This window comes from Bradyrhizobium sp. WD16, from assembly GCF_024181725.1.
Lineage (GTDB): Bacteria > Pseudomonadota > Alphaproteobacteria > Rhizobiales > Xanthobacteraceae > Bradyrhizobium_A.
This window is the reverse complement of the sequence record NZ_CP028908.1, coordinates 4964982-4982019: the sequence shown is the minus strand read 5'-3', so window position 1 is coordinate 4982019 and position 17038 is coordinate 4964982. Positions and strand designations below refer to the sequence as shown.

At 66.6% G+C, this 17038-nt stretch carries 9 protein-coding genes; 5 read left to right on the top strand and 4 right to left on the bottom strand.

Annotated elements, in window-relative coordinates; all coding sequences use genetic code 11:
- Positions 1-720 precede the first annotated feature (720 nt).
- The 4 genes from DB459_RS22960 to DB459_RS22945 all read left to right on the top strand — a co-directional run bounded on the left by DB459_RS22960 (position 721) and on the right by DB459_RS22945 (position 6938).
- Positions 721-1980, top strand: coding sequence for an N-acetylmuramoyl-L-alanine amidase (locus tag DB459_RS22960; RefSeq protein WP_253713670.1), 1260 nt, complete (start codon positions 721-723; stop codon positions 1978-1980).
- A 160-nt stretch (positions 1981-2140) separates the two neighbouring features.
- Positions 2141-4630: a penicillin-binding protein 1A gene (locus DB459_RS22955; RefSeq protein WP_253708295.1), complete on the top strand. Its 2490-nt coding sequence runs from the start codon at positions 2141-2143 to the stop codon at positions 4628-4630.
- An 88-nt stretch (positions 4631-4718) separates the two neighbouring features.
- Positions 4719-5850, top strand: a protein-coding gene (gene prfB / locus DB459_RS22950; RefSeq protein WP_253708292.1) for a peptide chain release factor 2 whose coding sequence is annotated in 2 segments (ribosomal slippage) — positions 4719-4787 and positions 4789-5850 — 1131 coding nt in all. Because the reading frame shifts where the segments join, the coding sequence is not laid out codon by codon here.
- 164 nt (positions 5851-6014) lie between these two features.
- Entirely contained in the window at positions 6015-6938 is a 924-nt protein-coding gene (locus tag DB459_RS22945; RefSeq protein ID WP_253708289.1) for a DMT family transporter, read from the top strand.
- A gap of 48 nt (positions 6939-6986) precedes the next feature.
- Here DB459_RS22945 and DB459_RS22940 read toward each other — a convergent pair whose 3' ends face one another.
- The 3 genes from DB459_RS22940 to DB459_RS22930 form a co-directional block, all read right to left on the bottom strand.
- A complete protein-coding gene (locus DB459_RS22940; RefSeq protein ID WP_253708286.1) occupies positions 6987-9161 on the bottom strand; it encodes a carbamoyltransferase C-terminal domain-containing protein in 2175 nt (724 codons plus the stop codon).
- A gap of 72 nt (positions 9162-9233) precedes the next feature.
- Positions 9234-10586 carry a M23 family metallopeptidase gene (locus tag DB459_RS22935; protein WP_253708283.1) on the bottom strand — a complete coding sequence of 451 codons (1353 nt, stop codon included), beginning with the start codon at positions 10584-10586 and terminating at the stop codon, positions 9234-9236.
- Between the two features lie 149 nt (positions 10587-10735).
- Positions 10736-11482, bottom strand: a complete 747-nt coding sequence (locus DB459_RS22930) for a peroxiredoxin (protein ID WP_253708280.1) — start codon at positions 11480-11482, stop codon at positions 10736-10738.
- 362 nt (positions 11483-11844) lie between these two features.
- Here DB459_RS22930 and DB459_RS22925 point away from each other — a divergent pair, with 362 nt between their 5' ends.
- The gene (locus tag DB459_RS22925) at positions 11845-15594 is read left to right on the top strand and encodes a DUF3971 domain-containing protein (RefSeq protein ID WP_371926804.1); all 3750 of its coding nucleotides are present in this window, start codon (positions 11845-11847) and stop codon (positions 15592-15594) included.
- Between the two features lie 47 nt (positions 15595-15641).
- Here DB459_RS22925 and tyrS read toward each other — a convergent pair whose 3' ends face one another.
- Positions 15642-16895 (bottom strand): tyrosine--tRNA ligase, encoded by a 1254-nt coding sequence (gene tyrS, locus DB459_RS22920; RefSeq protein ID WP_253708273.1) that lies wholly within the window; start codon positions 16893-16895, stop codon positions 15642-15644.
- Positions 16896-17038 lie beyond the last annotated feature (143 nt).

The following is a 17038-nucleotide window of genomic DNA, read 5'->3' as shown; positions in this document are numbered from 1 at the left end:
CCGATGCGCCATGATGGCGCGCGTCGGCGACTTCGCGGCGGCTGAGATTGGCAATTGAGTCTGGCGCATCAAGCGTCGGCCCGTTCTATGCGGTGCGGCAGGACAGCCGCCTTTATTCGTCGCTGGCGGATCGGTGCAGCGCAGGAGGCGCTCGCCGGCCACACAACCGGCCTTCGCAACCATGCCTCGCGGCATCGTGACCGGCTGAAGCGGCTCCGGTTGAGAGGTGCGACCCCGGAACCCTGGAGGATGTCGACCATTGAGGTGTCCATCCGGGCCGGGCGGCCGCTCGGGCTTGAACCGAGCCCGCGGCGGTCGCGCACTGCGCTGACCAAGGCGGGCTGCGGAAAGGCACGCAAGACATCCGGACCTAAAGGATAGGATCTAGGTGGTCCGAATGACCGGCGCTGCACCGGGAGGCTGAACGCGACGCAACCGGGAGTTATACCGTCAGCAAACGTTTACATACGTCGATTGCCGGGTGCTGGCAAGGGAGCGTCGCCACCCGGCAACAGTCGCCCTGAAACGGCCACACCCCCTTAAGGGGCGATTAACCCTGTGGCTCTATTCGGCTATCAAGGGCCGGGTGGAGGCTTGGATTCGGTGGCTCGCCGCACATACCAGCATCTATTGGCTCGGCTATCGTCCCCGTCCTTTGGCGGGCTGGCGCTGTGCTGCATGACGGCATTGGCCGGTACGGGGCCGGGTTCGGCGCCGGCGATGGCGGCCGAATCAACGGTGGCGATGGCGGCGAGTGTGGCCCAGCCGGAGTTTCCGGTCGCCCGCGACGTCCGTATCGCCGGCGACGACAAACAGACCCGTTTCATCCTCGACCTCGACCGCCGCGTCGATGTGCATGCCTTCACCCTGGCAGATCCTTACCGGGTGATTCTGGACATCCCTCAGACCACATTCCAGCTGGCGGCGGGGGTCGGGCACACCGGCCGCGGACTGATCAAGGCCTTCCGCTACGGTCTCGTGATGCCGGGGGGCTCTCGCGTGGTCTTCGACCTGACCGGACCGGCCAGGATCGAAAAGGCGTATGTGCTTGATGCCGCCAATGGCCAGCCGTCCCGGCTGATCGTCGAACTGGCGGCGGTGGACAAGGCGGCCTTCCGCCAGGCCCAGGCGGCGGATGGCGGCGCCGCCGTGCGGCCCGGGCTCGGCGATCCGGCGCCCACCGGCGCGGTGGTGGCCAATGCCGCCGGTCCGGCAGCGGCGGAGACGCCTGACCTGCGGCCGGTGATCGTGCTCGACCCCGGTCATGGCGGCATCGATAACGGCACCATGGCACCGAGCGGCGAGGCCGAAAAGGATCTGGTGCTCGAATTCGCCAGGAGCCTCGGCGCCCAGATCGAAAAGACGGGCAAGTACCGTGTGGTCATGACCCGCAGCGACGACACCTTCATCCCGCTCGGCGAACGGGTGAAGATCGCACGGGAGCGCAAAGCCGCGCTGTTCGTTTCGATCCATGCTGACGCCTTGCCGAAGGGCGAGGGCGATGCCCAGGGCGCGACGATTTACACATTGTCGGACCGGGCGTCGGATGCCGAGGCGGAGCGGCTCGCCGACGCTGAAAACAAGGCGGATGCGATCGGCGGGGTCAATCTGACCGAGGAGCCGACCGAGGTTGCGGACATCCTGATCGATCTCGCGCAGCGCGAGACCAAGACCTTCTCCAATCGCTTCGCCCGCCTGCTGGCAGGGGAGCTGAAGGGGGTCGCCCGGCTGCACAAGCACCCATTGAAATCAGCGGGATTCAAGGTTCTCAAGGCGCCCGATGTGCCGTCGGTGCTGGTGGAACTCGGCTACGTGACCAACAAGGACGATCTCCAGCATCTCGTCTCCGAGAGCTGGCGGTCGCGGACGGTCGGCTCGGTCGGGCAGGCGATCGAAGCCTTCTTCGGCAAGCGGGTGGTTTCGGACGGCACGACGGCCGCCGTCGCCGGGCGCGAAAGCCGGGTCGAGGCAGGACAATAAGCCCTAGTTTGGCCACAGCCGCCGCTTTATAAAACCTTAGCCCCATCCGCGGGGAATCATCGCGGGCGGCTGGTTGTGCGGTCCCGGGACCGCGAAATGGAACGCACGATCCGGAGCGAGATCCGGCGCGGGGCGGGCAGGGGTTGAACGGACAATTCGGATGCGATTGCTGCTGCGCTTTCTCGGCTTCCTGTTTGCAGCAGGAACCATCGTATTCCTGGTCGGGGTCGCAGTCGTCTCCGGCGCGGTGTGGCATTTCTCCAAGGACCTGCCGGATTATTCGCAGCTTCAGGATTATGAGCCGCCGGTGATGACGCGCGTCCACGCCGCCGACGGCGCGCTGCTCGCGGAATACTCCAAGGAGCGCCGGCTCTATCTGCCCATCCAGGCGATCCCCAAGCGGGTGATCAACGCGTTCCTTGCCGCCGAGGACAAGAATTTCTACGAGCATGGCGGCATCGACTTTACCGGTCTTGCCCGTGCCGTCGTGCTCTATGCCCAGAACTACGGGTCGGGGCGGCGGCCCCAGGGCGCCTCGACCATCACCCAGCAGGTGGCGAAGAACTTCCTGCTCACCAACGAAGTGTCGTTCACGCGCAAGATCAAGGAAGCGCTGCTCGCGATGCGGATCGAGCGCGCCTATTCCAAGGACAAGATTCTCGAACTCTATCTCAACGAGATCTATCTCGGCCTCGGCGCCTACGGTGTCGCCGCCGCATCGCTGGTCTATTTCGACAAGTCGGTGAACGAATTGTCGGTGGCGGAGGCGGCCTATCTCGCGGCGCTGCCCAAGGCCCCGGCGGCGCTGCATCCGGTGCGCAACCACGACCGCGCCGTCGAGCGGCGCAACTATGTCATCGATCGTCTGCTGGAGAACGGCTGGATCAAGCAGGCCGAGGCCGACCAGGCCCGCAAGGATCCGCTCGTCGTCACCAACCGTTCGAACCCGGCGCATATCGTCGGCGGCGAATATTTCGCCGAAGAAGTCCGCCGCGACATCTTCGAACGCTACGGCGAGAAGAAGCTGTATGAAGGCGGGCTGTCGGTTCGTACCACGCTCAATCCCAAACTGCAGCTCGCCGCCCGCAAGGCGCTCGCCGACGGTCTCGTCAGTTACGACGAGGCCCAGGGCTGGCGGGGCGCCACCACCAAGATCGACATCAGCGGCGACTGGGGCGTCAAGCTTGCCGACGTCAAATCGCTCAACGACATCTCGCCGTGGCGGCTCGCCGTGGTGCTGGAGATCAGCGATCAGTCGGCCCGCATCGGATTCCAGCCGGGCCGCGAACTCGGCGGCGCGGTGATGAAGGATCGCCAGAGCGGCCTGATCACGCTGGAAGGCGTGCGCTGGGCGCGTCCGACGCAAGGAGCGACCCGCGGCAAGACACCGACCAGCCTCGCCCAGGTGCTGTCGCCGGGCGACGTCATCTATGTCGATCCGCTGCTCGCCAAGGACGGCTCGAAAGTGGAAGGTCAGTACCGGCTCCGGCAGATTCCGGAAGTCTCCGGTGCGCTGGTGGCGATGGATCCGCTCACCGGCCGTATCCAGGCCATGATCGGCGGCTTCTCCTTCGACCAGAGCCAGTTCAACCGCGCCACCCAAGCCTATCGCCAGCCGGGTTCGTCGTTCAAGCCGCTGGTTTATTCGGCGGCGATGGACAACGGCTACACGCCGTCGACGGTGGTGGTCGATGCGCCGATCGAAATCGACCAGGGACAGGGCGCCGGTGTCTGGCGGCCCGAGAACTATTCGACCGGCAAGTATTACGGCCCGACCACGCTGCGCAACGCGCTCAAGCACTCGCTGAACACGGTGACCGTGCGCCTCGCCCAGGACGTCGGCATGCCGCTGATCGGCGAATACGCCAAGCGCTTCGGCGTCTATGACGAATTGCCGAACTATCTGTCCTATGCCCTCGGCGCCGGCGAGACGACCGTGCTGCGCATGGTCACCGCCTATTCGATGTTCGACAACGGCGGCCGGCGCATCAAGCCAACCCTGATCGACCGCATCCAGGACCGCTGGGGCCACACCATCTACCGCCACGACCAGCGCGAATGCCGCGGCTGCGACGCCGCGGACTGGAAGAGTCAGCCCGAGCCGACACTGGTCGACCGTCGCGAGCAGGTGCTCGACCCGATGACCGCCTACCAGATCACCTCGATGATGGAAGGAGTGGTGCAGGGCGGTACCGCAACGGTGCTGCGCGAGGTCGGCAAGCCGATCGCCGGCAAGACCGGCACCACCAACGACGAGAAGGACGCTTGGTTCATCGGCTTTTCGCCGGACGTGGTCGTCGGCGTCTATATCGGCTACGACAAGCCGCGCCATCTCGGCCGCGGCGCCACCGGCGGCCATCTCGCCGCGCCGGTGGCGCGCGACTTCCTCAAGATCGCGCTCGCCGACAAGCCGGCGATTCCGTTCCGCATTCCGGCGGGCATCAAGCTGGTCCGCGTCGACCCCAAGACCGGAACCCGGGTGTCTCCGGGCTCGGGTGGTGCGTCGATCCTCGAGGCGTTCAAGCCCGGCACCGCGCCGCCGGACAACTATTCGGTGATCGGCGTCGCCGACGCCGACGGCCGCGCGCTCGCGGTTTCGCCCGACGCCGACCGCGCCATCATCCGCTCCGGCACCGGCGGTCTCTACTGAGACGGATCGATCCGGCGCACACGATTGCCTTTGCGGCGGTGAGCCGCTAAACCCCGCCCATCGCCATTCGGCACCGAGTTCTGGATCCATGCGCCCCGAAATCGAACGCCTCGTCGAAGAGATCAAGCAGTCAGTCGGGCTGCTGAGGAGGCATCTTTGACGTCGATTCATCGACTGCCCGCCTTGCAGAGCTGAACAAGCTCGCTGAAGACCCCGATCTCTGGAACGATCCCCAGAAGGCCCAGAAGCTGATGCAGGAGCGGACCTCCCTGGAGGACCAGCTCGGCGGCATCGGCAAGGTCGAGCGTGAGCTCGAGGATCAGATCGGCATGATCGAGCTCGGCGAAGCAGAGCACGACGACGGCGTGGTCGCCGAGGCCGAAGCCACCCTGCGCGCGCTGAAGAAGGAAGTGGCGCGGCGGGAGCTCGAGGCCCTTCTGTCGGGTGAAGCCGACGCCAATGACAGCTATGTCGAGGTCCATGCGGGCGCCGGCGGCACCGAGAGCCAGGACTGGGCGGCCATGCTGCTGCGCATGTACACGCGCTGGGCCGAACAGCACGGCTACAAGGTCGAATACCTCGAAGAGACCGAGGGCGAAGAGGCCGGCATCAAGTCGGCGACCATCCAGATCAAGGGCCACAACGCCTATGGCTGGCTGAAGACCGAGGGCGGCGTGCATCGCCTGGTGCGGATATCGCCGTTCGATTCCAATGCTCGCCGGCACACCTCGTTCTCAAGCGTTGCGGTGTTTCCGGTGGTCGACGATCGCATCCAGATCGACATCAAGGAAGCCGACGTCCGCACCGACACCATGCGCTCGGGCGGCGCCGGCGGTCAGCACGTCAACAAGACCGAATCCGCTGTGCGGCTGACGCACATTCCGACCGGCGTCGCGGTGGTCTGCCAGGCCGGCCGTTCCCAGCACAAGAACCGGGCCCAGGCCTGGGACATGCTGCGCGCCCGACTCTACGAAATGGAGCTGAAGAAGCGCGAGGCCCAGGCCGTCGCCGACCAGGCAGCCAAGACCGATATCGGCTGGGGCCATCAGATCCGTTCCTACGTGCTGCAGCCCTATCAGATGGTGAAGGACCTGCGCACCGGCGTGCAGACCTCCGATACCCAGGGCGTGCTGGACGGCGAGCTCGACGAATTCATGGCCGCGACGTTGGCCCAGAAGGCCTTCGGCACCTCGCCGGGCGCGATCGAGGACGTCGACTGACATCGTCGATTGACGTCGTCGGCTGGCGTTCGCTGCTTTGTTCGAAGATCACGCAAATCGGGTGGCGCGATCGCCGCCCCATAGGCATGCTTCAGGCCGCTTCGTCGTTCGGACAGAGCTGCGCCCGGATGGCATCGCAAGCCGGCCCAGAGACGGGATGTGAAATGCCGACAGCAACGGCGATCGACCGGCCCACGTGGTTTCGCCTGATCGTATTGTCGGTGCTCTGGGGCGGCTCGTTTCTCTTCATCGGCGTTGCGGTGAGGGAGCTGCCGCCGCTGACGGTCATTCTGGTGCGCGTCGCCGTCGCCGCGCTGGTGCTGTGGCCCGTTTTGAAGATCGCCGGACTGCGGTTGCCTTCGACAGTCTCCGGCTGGGTTCCTTTCGTCGGCATGGGGCTGCTCAACAACGTCGTGCCGATGTCGCTGATCGCGACCGGTCAGACCTCGATCACTGCCGGGCTGGCATCGGTTCTCAACGCCACGACACCGATCTTCGCGGTCATCATTCTTGCGGTCAGCGGCGACGAGCGCCTGACGCTCGGGCGGATCGCCGGCGTTGCGCTGGGATTTGTCGGCGTTGTCGTCGTGCGCATGGAGGCCGTCGGGATGACCGGGCGGGAGAGTCTGGGGATCGCGCTGTGCCTCGCTGCCGCGCTGAGCTACGGCTTGTCCGGTCTGTGGGGACGTCGGATGCTTGCAGGCATTCCGCCGCTGGTGTCGGCGGCTGGACAACTCACCGCCTCCAGCCTCGTCCTGGTGGTGCTGGCCTCGATCATCGAGCAGCCGTGGACATTGCCGATGCCCGGCGCGGCGACCTTGCTGGCGCTGCTCGGCCTCGCGGTGATGTCCACCGCGCTGGCCTACATCCTGTTCTTTCAGATCCTGGCGCGGTCCGGGGCAGTCAATGTGATGCTGGTGACGCTGCTTGTTCCGGTAACCGCGATCATCCTCGGCCATTTGCTGCTCGGCGAGGCTTTGACGCTGAGTGAAATCATCGGTGCGCTGATCATCGGCAGCGCGCTGCTGCTCCTCGACGGGCGGATGATCAACGCGGTCAGGAAGGCGAGAGCGGAGAGAGCCGGATAGAGCCGTCTTTGCTCCGGCGCGCCTGGAATGAGCCGACGGCTGTGCCGGTCAGCTCCGTGACGATGGCGCGAACGCCATCGTGGTTTCACTTCGGGCGGCTCGCCACGCCGCCAGCCAGCCGGTGAAGCGTCCGCTGTCGCGCTCGCCGCCGTGCCAGGCGGCGAACACCTCGCCGCTGTCGGCGACCATCAGCACGACATCGAGCCCCCTGGACTTGCGCAGCGTCTCGATCGCCTGCTGCGGCGTCTGGGCGATCGGGCCGGCGACGTTGAACGAGGTATTGACCGAGAGCTCGACGCCGACATGACGCCCGAGCGCCTTCAGATAAGCATAGGTGAGGGGATCGTCCGCCTCGCGCACGATCTGGATGCGGCCGGTGCCGTCGGCATGGACCACCGCCGGGACCTTCGCCTGGGCCTGCGGTTTGGCCCGCGCCGTCAGCACCATGTAGTTATAGGCGTTGTAGTCGGCGTCGGAGGCGCCCTCCTGCAACTCGAACAGGTCGAGCGCCGCCTCGCGTGTCGCCATCGGCGCCAGCGGCCGGATCGCCTCGCGGTATTTCACCCGCTCGTTGAGCCGTTCGCGCACCAATGGATCGCACGGGTTGGCGAAAATCGAGCGATGGCCGAGTGCGCGGGGGCCGGTCTCCGCCGGTCCCTGATCGAGCGCGATCACCGCGCCGTCCGCCACCATGAAGGCCATCAGGTCGGCGATGGCGTCGCGGCCGGCCACGGTTGCGATCTCGCCGATCGGCTGCGACGCGATGTCGGGCGCCGCCGTCAGCGCCTCGGCGATGGCGCCGCCGCTCGGCGCCTCGCCGCAGTAGAAGGCGTGGCTCAGCGGCTCCCCCCGTCCGGCGCCGGCGAGGTTGGCGAAGCGCCACGCCGCGCCGACGGTGACGCCGGGATCGCCGGGCATCGGCGGCACCCACAGATGCAGCGTCGTGTCGCGCCCCTGCGCGGCACGGAACCAGGCGCGGTCGAAATGCTCGAGCATGCGCATGTTGCCGACGGCGTTGAGGGCGACGCCGCCGGTGAGCACGAGGCGATGGGCGCCGGTCGTACGCAGCAGGTGGTCGACGACATGGATCATGGCGTCTTCGAACACCATCTGGCAGGCCGCGGCCTTGTCCAGGCGGTCCTGGGTGTCGGGGCGGTGCTGAATATCCTCGACACGCAGCATCGCGTCGGGATTCCATAGTTGTTCCGGCTGCAGCGGCGGTCCGAGCAGCTCGATGAGCTGCGGCGAATAGGGCCGCTCGAACGGGTCGCGATACCAGTAGCCCAGCGCCCGGTTGAGCTGGATCGCGCCGCCTTCGCCGAAATGCAGCACCTCGCGCAGGCCGCGATAGTAGCGGTTGGTGGCGCGGTTCATATCGCCCCAGGCCGCCGCACCCATGTAGCGGCCCTCGCAGGACAGCCAGGTCCAGCCGCCCTGGGTCGAGGCGATCACGCTGTAGAACGCGCCGAGGGAGTCGAAGACGCTGTCGTTGCAGGCGAGCTGGCGCATGCGCCCATTGAGGCTGGCATAGAGCGAGACCGAACCGCGATCCCCGGTGCCGTCGAGCACGGCGATGGCCACGGGCTCCGTCGTGTCGTCGAAGGGCGAGGCGGCAAAGGAGAACCAGGCATGGTTGTCGTGATGCGGCAACAGGATCAGAGGCACGCGGCCGTCGAGGCCGAGCTGGCGGCCGAGGATCTTCGGCGTGCGCGTCATCTGCTCGAGGTGGTGGCCGTCGAAGCCTGCGGCGCTGGTGGTGCGCAGCAGCTTGAGGCTGCCGGGCGCTTCTTCCAGCACGGTCCGGATCAGGGTGCCGGCGAGGGCGGGATAATCCCAGGTGGTGAGCCAGGCGGCGATGTCGCCGACGTCGCGGCCCATGCGTCGCAAGGTCTCGCGCATCGCCTCGATCGAAAGCCGCGGATACTGCGTCGCGTGCTTGATGCCGGAGAAGCGCTCTTCCTCGTTGTTGACGATCAGCCGCGGCCCCGCCTGGGTGACCTCGATCAGCGCGACGCCGGAATTGTGCGTTCCGGGGGCGCCGAGACCGGCGAGCAGGACGGCGTCGCCGCGTCTCAGGCGGTCGCCGATCTCGCGCAGACGCTCCTTGGCGAAGGGGCTGTCGAGGCCGTGATATCCGGCCGCCGCCAGCAGCTTCGCGCCGAGCCAGCGCGCCGCCCGGAAGCCGGCACGGCCGAGGCGCGGATAGCGGGGGCCGACGCGCAAATTTGAAGGGAGGTTCTGATCCACCACAGCGGCGAGAAACCATGTTTCCGCCGGCCGGACAAGGAGGACCGCTCAGCCGGCCGACAGCCGCACCCCGGCGCGCAGGAACTTCTGGGGATCGACCGCTTCCCCCTCGATGCGCGTTTCATAATGGAGATGCGGGCCGGTCGAGCGCCCGGTCGAACCGACGGCGCCGATGATCTGGCCGATCTTGATCGCATCGCCGACCTTGACCTTGATCTCCGAGAGATGGCCGTAGCGGGTGGACAGGCCATTGCCGTGGTTGATTTCGATCATCCGGCCGTAACCGCCGCTCCAGCCCGCGGTCTCGACCCGTCCATTGGCGGTGGCGCGCACCGGATCGCCCATGGAGGCACGGAAATCGAGCCCGGTATGCATGGCGGGGCGACCGAGGAAGGGATCGCTTCGGACACCAAATCCCGATGAGAATTCGACCTCGCCCAGCACCGGCTTGCGATACGGCACCAGCGCCAGGGTGCGGTTCAGCCGCTCCATCTCGGCGCGGGTCACGTTGATGCGATAGATCTGACGCGCGAAGCTGTCGGCATCGCGCGGCGGCTTGAGCGGCACGAACGGCCCGCCGACGCCTCGAACCGACGCGGCCCCCTCCATCTGGCCGACGTCGAGGCCGAGATCGCTGAACACCCCGCGCATGCGGCGCATCCGGGTTTCATATTGATCCTCGACGGCATTCAGCGTGGCGATCTGCCGGGTCTCGACCTGGTCGAGCGACGTCTGCAGCCGGCTCAACGTCGAATCGAGGCCCTGCAGCTTGGCGTATTGGGTCGGCTGGGGAGCCGCCGGGGCCGGTACCCGCGGCTCCAGTCTCGCCTCGCGATCGGGTGGCGCGACGAAGGTCACGGTGTCGCTGATCGGGGAGGGCTTGGGCGTGGCGCTCGGCGCCGTGTCGCTGATGTTCTTGGCGGCGGGACGGATCGAACCGGTCGCCGCCACATCCGGCAGCTGGTTCATGGCCGAGGCGCGCGATTCCAACGCCTGCTGGCGACGTGTGATCTGCTCGAGCTTGCGATCGAACTGTTCCTGGTCGAGCATCTGGCGGCTGGTGGTACGGTCGAGCCGTGCCCGCAGTTCGGCGATACGATCCTCGTAGGCGTATTGCATGTTTGCCTGGCGGGCGATCAGCCGGGTCAGGACGTCATCGCGAAAGGCGAAATAGGTCGCCGTGGCCGCCGACCACAGTCCCATGACGGTAATCGTGCCGACCACGATCCAGAACACCACCGGCCCGATCCGCACCTGACGTCCGGCATGGGCAAAGGTGTAGCCGGTGCGTCCGGCCGGAGGCTGGCGCAGCAGCGGCTGACGGCGCAGCTGAGGCCGGACCTGTTCGCGGGGGTGATGGTGGGGATGATGATCGGGGTGGTGATTGGGTCGGTAGGACATCGTTACTCCCGGCCGCCCGCCGCAACAGACGGCGACGGCAGCGAAACCGGAAGCGATTTGGCCCTGCTATGGTTAACATTCGGGAAATGCGGTCGGGCGGATTTGACCTAACTGTCCCGTTTCCAACGTTGGTGGTCCATTGCGGTCGGTCAGAGCGAGCGGGCGGCGGCAAGGACCTCATCGGCGTGGCCATCCACTTTAACGTGGCGCCAGATGCGGGCAATACGGCCCTTGGCGTCAACCAGAACCGTTGTGCGAATAATCCCGAGGAACGTCCTGCCATACATCGATTTTTCGCCCCAGGCGCCATAGGCCTTGAGCATCTCCTGATTTTCATCCGAGATGAGAGGAATCTTCAGCATGTATTTGTTTCGAAATGAGTCTTGCGCCTTTATCGAGTCGGCTGAGATGCCGATCGCGTCGGCCCCCGAGGATTCGAAGTCCGCCTTCAGGCGGGTGAAATCCATCGCCTCCTTGGTGCAGCCCGGGGTGCTTGCGCGCGGGTAGAAGAACAGGACCAGCTTGCGTCCGGCGAAGTCCTTGAGGCAAGCGCGGCCGCCGCCGTCACGCGGCAGGTCGAAGTCGGGGGCGGGTCCGCCGGGCACCAGGCCCTCGGCGCTGGCTGCCGCTACCGCCTCGACCGGCACCTTGGACGGCTCGGGAGAGGCGGCGGCGGAACGAGGCTTGGGCCTGACGGCTTCGACGGCCGCGGGCGCAGGGCGCTCGGCCGGCTTGGGCGGCGCCGCGAGGATGGACTTGCCGGCTGCGGGCTTTTCTGCGGCTTGGTCGATGGGCTTCTTGGTTGCCCTGGTTGCCTTTGCGCCCCTGGTTGTCCTTGATGTCTTGGCGACCTTGGCGGCGACCTTGGCGGCGGGTTTGGCGCGGCCGGAGGTCACAGCGGCCTTCGCTCGCCCCTTGGTCGAGGACCTGGTTGCCCCCTTGGCTGAAGATTTCTTCGCCGAAGCCGGCTTGGATGTCTTCGTAGCTGCGCGAGCCGATGGCCTTGAAGATTTGACGGCGGCTTTCCGGGGGGAGGGGGTAGCCAAGGATTTCTTTCGCGTTTTCTTGGACATACGCCTTCCTTTCGTCGCTTTCGCCGGGTCTTAAACACTAATCGTGAGGATGCGGCCGGGGCCATCGGCCAGGGTCGGCGCGGTGCATATCTGACCGTTGCGGGGTATGGTGGCAAGCGAATCTGTCGCGCCGCCGCGAACCGGATCGGACGGCCGCGTATCACATGAACCGGGGAAAGGCAGCGATGCCGGGTCACGAGCGTTCGTCTCCATTCGACGCTCGTCGTTCGGCGGGGCACCACCCTCAACGACAGCCGCGCCAGCACCAAGGGGTCATGGCAGCAAACGAGCCGACCACGGCGCGGACGCCGCGCATCGAATCCGGTGCGTCCGACCGCGAGCACGGCGGCTGGCATCATGAGGACGATGCAGCCGCGTGCGCCCGTGCGCGGCGGTTGCTCAAGAGCCGCGGCGGATCGTGGCTGACGCATCTCGGCGAGGGGATGGGCGCGATCGGTCACGCCGTGGCGAGTGCGCGGCGCCTGCGCGCCGCCGTCGCCGTCCTGGCCACCCTGCTGGTGCTGTTTGGCTCGGGCTTCGCCGTGTTGTGGTGGCGTCTCGGCACCGGCCCGATCAATCTCGATCTCCTCACCCCCTGGCTGGTCAGCGCCATCGAGGACAATCTCGGCAACGAACACACGGTCGAGGTGGGCGGTACCCAGATCGAGCGGGCCGGGCACATCCGGATCGCGGTGCGAATTCGCGATATCGTGGTGCGCGATCGCGCCCGCGCCATCGTCGCCAGCGCGCCCAAGGCTGAAGTGCGGATTTCGACCCTGGCGCTGCTGATGGGGCGGCTGCGCGCCCAGAGCCTCAATCTCGTCGGTGCCGAGCTGTCGGTGCGGATCACCCCGGACGGTGCGGTGATCGTGTCCACCGGCGAGAGCGCCCGTCCGCTCGCCACCGGGGTCACCACGGCGGGCGGCACGCTCGGGGCGCCGCCGCCGGCCGAGGCCGGGCAGTCGGCACCGCAGCCGCAAACGACGCCCCCCGACGCAACGGTCTCGCCGCCGCAGGATGCGGCGGGCGCGAGCCGTCCGAGCGGCGGGCGCAGCGGCATGGAAGGAGTGCTGGCCGGACTGGATTGGCTGGACGGCCTCAGCAGGACCGGGCTCGACGGCGAGAATCTCGACGAGATCGGCCTGAAGAACGGCAACCTGATCGTCGACGACCAGCGCAACGGCAGCCGTCTCAAGTTCCAGAACATCAGCCTCAGCCTGCGCCGGCCGAGCGGTGGCGGCATTGCCGTGAGCCTCGCGGAAGAGGGCAAGAATGCCTGGTCGCTGAAGGCCGTGGTCGGGCCGGCCAGCGACGGCGTGCGCGCGCTCGAATTGAGCGCGGACAATGCGCCGGTCCGCAACATCATCCTGGCGCTTCGGCTGAAGGATCTGCACTACACCGCCGATCTGCCGCTGAGCGGATCCGTGCGGGGTGAAATCGGCCGCGATGGACTGCCGACCTTCATGACCGGCAAAGTCTCGCTGGGCGCGGGCCAGGTCATTGATCTCGATACGCCCGATTATCCCATGGACATCGACGCAGCGGAGCTCAGCATCGATTGGGATGCCAGCCGTCGCGTCATGGTGGCGCCGTTCCAGGTGGTGTCCGGCGCCAACCGGGTGACGCTGCTCGCCAACATGGAGCCGCCCAATGATGCGGTGCCGAACTGGCAATTGACCCTGAGCGGGGGCACCATCCTGTTCGGCCCGCAAAAGCCCGGCGACGAGCCGCTGATCTTCAACCGCATCGCCGTGCGCTTCCGTTTCGACACCGACAACCGGCGTGTCCTGCTCACCCAGGCCGATTTCAGCAACGGCGAGATCAGCATCGCCGGTTCGGGGACGATCGACTACACGGGCGAACCGCGGCTGATGCTCGGCCTCGCCGGCACGCCGATGCCGGCGTCGGCGCTCAAGCGCATCTGGCCGATCATCATCGTGCCGGAAGTGCGCGAATGGATCATCGAGCGGGTCGACAAGGGCACGCTGCAGCGCATGGAAATCGCCGTCAACTCGCCGGTGCGGAATTTGTCGCGCAGCGGGCCGCCGATCCCGGACGACGGACTTGCGATCAATTTCGTCGCCAGCAACGTGGCGATGCATCCGGTCGATGAGATTCCCGGCTTTCATGACGCCGATCTGAAGGCGCGCGTCACCGGGCGTACTGCCACGATCAATATCGGCCAGGGGCTCGTCGACACGCCTGCCGGGCGGCGGCTGACGATCTCGGATCTCGTCTTCGAGATTCCCGACTTTGTGCCCAAGCCGCCGCCGGCGCGGGTGCGTTTCCGGATCGACGGTCCGGTCCCGGCCGCGGCCGAAATCCTCGCTTCGGATCGCCTGAGGGAGTTCAGCGGCGTGCCGATCGATCCCAATGGGAGCAAGGGCACCATCTCGGCGCAGGTGCTGCTCGGCCTGCCGATCAAGAACCAGCTCTCGAAGGCCGACACGACGTATTCCATCAACGTCGACATCGCCGGATTCGCGGCCGACAAGCTGGTGATGAACCAGAAGCTGGAGGCGAACGCCCTCAAGATCGTCGCCAACAACCAGGGCTACCAGGTCAAGGGCGACGTCAAGATCGCCGGCCAGCCGGCCAGCGTCGACTACCGCAAGTCGACGGACGGCGGCGACGCCGACGTGAAACTGCAGGCAACGCTCGACGATGCCGGCCGGGCCCGGCTCGGAGTCGATCTCGGCCCGGCGGTCAGCGGCAACATCCCGGTCAAGGTCAACGGCAAGATCGGCGCTTCCGACCACGACAACAAGCTTGGCATCGAGGCCGATCTCACCGCCGCGCGCATCGACAACATGCTGCCGGGCTGGGTGAAGGCCCCGGGCAAGGCCGGGCGTGTGGTGTTCAATGCGGTGCAAAAGCCCCAGTCGACCCGGTTGGAGGATATCGTCATCGACGGCGGCGGCGCGCAGATCAAGGGCTCGCTCGAACTCGATCCGAACGGCGACGTGCTCAACGCCAATTTCCCGGTGTATTCGCCGTCCGAAGGCGACAAGGCGACACTGAAGGCCGAGCGTGGCACCGATGGCTCGCTCAAGGTGTCGATGCGCGGCGACGTGTTCGACGCCCGCAACTTCATCAAGTCGGCACTGTCGGGCAAGGATGCCGACAAGAGCAAGACCAAGGCCTTCGACTTCGACCTCGACCTGAAGATGGGGGCGGTGGCCGGCAATCTCGGCGAGGCGCTGCGCGGCGTCGACCTCAAGCTGTCGCGCCGCGCCGGCGTCATCAAGGCCTTCCAGCTGGCCGGCAAGGTCGGCCGCGATGCGCCGCTGACCGGCGACATTCGCGGCCGCAACCAGGGGCGCGAGGTCGTCTATCTCGAGACCGGCGACGCCGGGGCACTGTTCCGCTTCGCCGACATCTACAGCAACATGTATGGCGGCAAGATGTGGGTGGCGATGGATCCGCCGGCCTCGGACGGCTCGGCCCAGGACGGACTGCTCAATATCCGTGACTTCTCGGTCAAGGGCGAGGCGGCGCTCGACCGCGTCGTCGCCAACGACCAGCAGGCGGGCGGCAAAGGTGTCAGCTTCACGCACATGCGGGCCGAATTCACCCGGCAGGCCGGTCAGCTCTCGATCAAGGACGGTATCGTCCATGGTCCGACGGTGGGCGCCACCATCGAAGGCAGCATCAATTATCCGGCCAACCAGGTCCGCATGAGCGGCACCTTCGTGCCGATGTACGCGCTGAACAACATGTTCGGCCAGATCCCGATCGTCGGTCTCGTGCTCGGCGGCGGCAGCAACGAAGGCCTGATCGGCATCACCTATGAAGTGGTGGGCACGCCCGGCAAGCCGGTGCTGCGCGTCAACCCGATCTCGGCGATCGCGCCCGGTCTGCTGCGCAAGATCTTCGACTTCGGCACCGGTCGCCAGGCCACTCCGAACGACAACTATCCGGCGCCCAACAACTGACGAGCGGTCGGCGCCGTCCGTCCGCTCCGGGTGACGGTCGGCGTTCGTTACACCGGCTTGAGCAGCATGTGCTTCTTGCGGCCGAAGGACAGCTTGACGACGTCTTCCGCGGTGAGGTGGGAGGCATTCACCACCAGCTTCTCGTCGCTGATCGGCTCGTCGTTGAGCCGCAGCCCGCCACCCTTGATCTGGCGCCGCGCCTCGCCGTTGGAGGCGACGAGGCCGGCGCGCACGAACAGCGTCAGCACGCCGACGCCGGCGGCGAGTTCGGTGCGCGGAATGTCCAGCGTCGGCAAGGTGGCCGCGATGGCTCCTTCCTCGAAGGTGCGCCGCGCAGTTTCGGCGGCGCCGTCCGCCGCCTCGCGGCCATGCACCAGAGCGGTCGCTGCCGTCGCCAGCACCTTCTTGGCCTCGTTGATCTCCTGGCCGCGCAAGGCGCCGAGCTTCGCCACCTCGTCGAGCGGCAGCGTGGTGAACAGCTTGAGGAAGCGCTCGACGTCGTCGTCCTCGGTGTTGCGCCAGAACTGCCAGTAGTCATAGACGCTGAGCTTGTCGGCGCTCAGCCAGACCGCGCCGGCGGCGGTCTTGCCCATCTTGGCGCCGCTCGCCGTCGTCAGCAGCGGCGCCGTCAGCGCGAACAGCTGGGCATTGGCCATGCGGCGGCCGAGGTCGATCCCGTTGACGATGTTGCCCCACTGGTCGGAGCCGCCCATCTGCAGCACGCAGCCGGTCCGCTTGTGGAGTTCGACGAAGTCGTAGGCCTGCAGGATCATGTAGTTGAATTCGAGGAACGACAGTTCGTGCTGGCGTTCCAGCCGCAGCTTGACGCTGTCGAAGGACAGCATGCGGTTGACCGAGAAGTGGCGGCCGACCTCGCGCAGGAAATCGATGTAATTGAGCGGCGCCAGCCAGTCGTCGTTGTTCAGCATCAGGGCGTTGGTCGGCCCCTCGCCGAAGCGGAGGAAGCGATCGAACACCGTGCGGATGCAGCTCAGGTTGTAGGCGATATCGTCGCGGCTGAGGATCTTGCGGCTCTCGTCCTTGCCCGACGGATCGCCGACCCGGGTGGTGCCGCCGCCCATCAGGGCAACCGGGCGGTGGCCGGTCTGCTGCATCCAGTGCAGCATCATGATCGGGAGCAAATGACCGACATGAAGCGATGAGGCGGTGGCGTCATAGCCGATATAGCCGGTGATCGGTCCCTTCGCGGCGAGCGCGTCCAGGGCCTCGGCGTCCGAAACCTGGTGGATGAAGCCACGGCTCTGGAGGACGTGGAGGAAGTCCGATTTGAAAGCGGCCATGATTCTGAGATCTGCTTGATGGACTGGTAACCGCACCATCAGGCATGATGCGGGGAGGGGCTGCCGCCGGGCGGCGCCCTGTGGCATTATAAGAAGTGGAGTGTCGATACAAGTTTGGGTTCCTGGCCGCCGGTGGTGCGAGC

Excerpts from the sequence above, each read along its gene's own strand:
- DB459_RS22960 (WP_253713670.1), top strand. The coding sequence starts at position 721 with ATGGCGGCCGAATCAACGGTGGCGATGGCGGCGAGTGTGGCCCAGCCG.
- DB459_RS22955 (WP_253708295.1), top strand. The coding sequence starts at position 2,141 with ATGCGATTGCTGCTGCGCTTTCTCGGCTTCCTGTTTGCAGCAGGAACC.
- DB459_RS22925 (WP_371926804.1), top strand. The coding sequence starts at position 11,845 with ATGCCGGGTCACGAGCGTTCGTCTCCATTCGACGCTCGTCGTTCGGCG.
- DB459_RS22945 (WP_253708289.1), top strand. The coding sequence starts at position 6,015 with ATGCCGACAGCAACGGCGATCGACCGGCCCACGTGGTTTCGCCTGATC.
- tyrS (WP_253708273.1), bottom strand. The coding sequence starts at position 16,895 with ATGGCCGCTTTCAAATCGGACTTCCTCCACGTCCTCCAGAGCCGTGGC.
- DB459_RS22935 (WP_253708283.1), bottom strand. The coding sequence starts at position 10,586 with ATGTCCTACCGACCCAATCACCACCCCGATCATCATCCCCACCATCAC.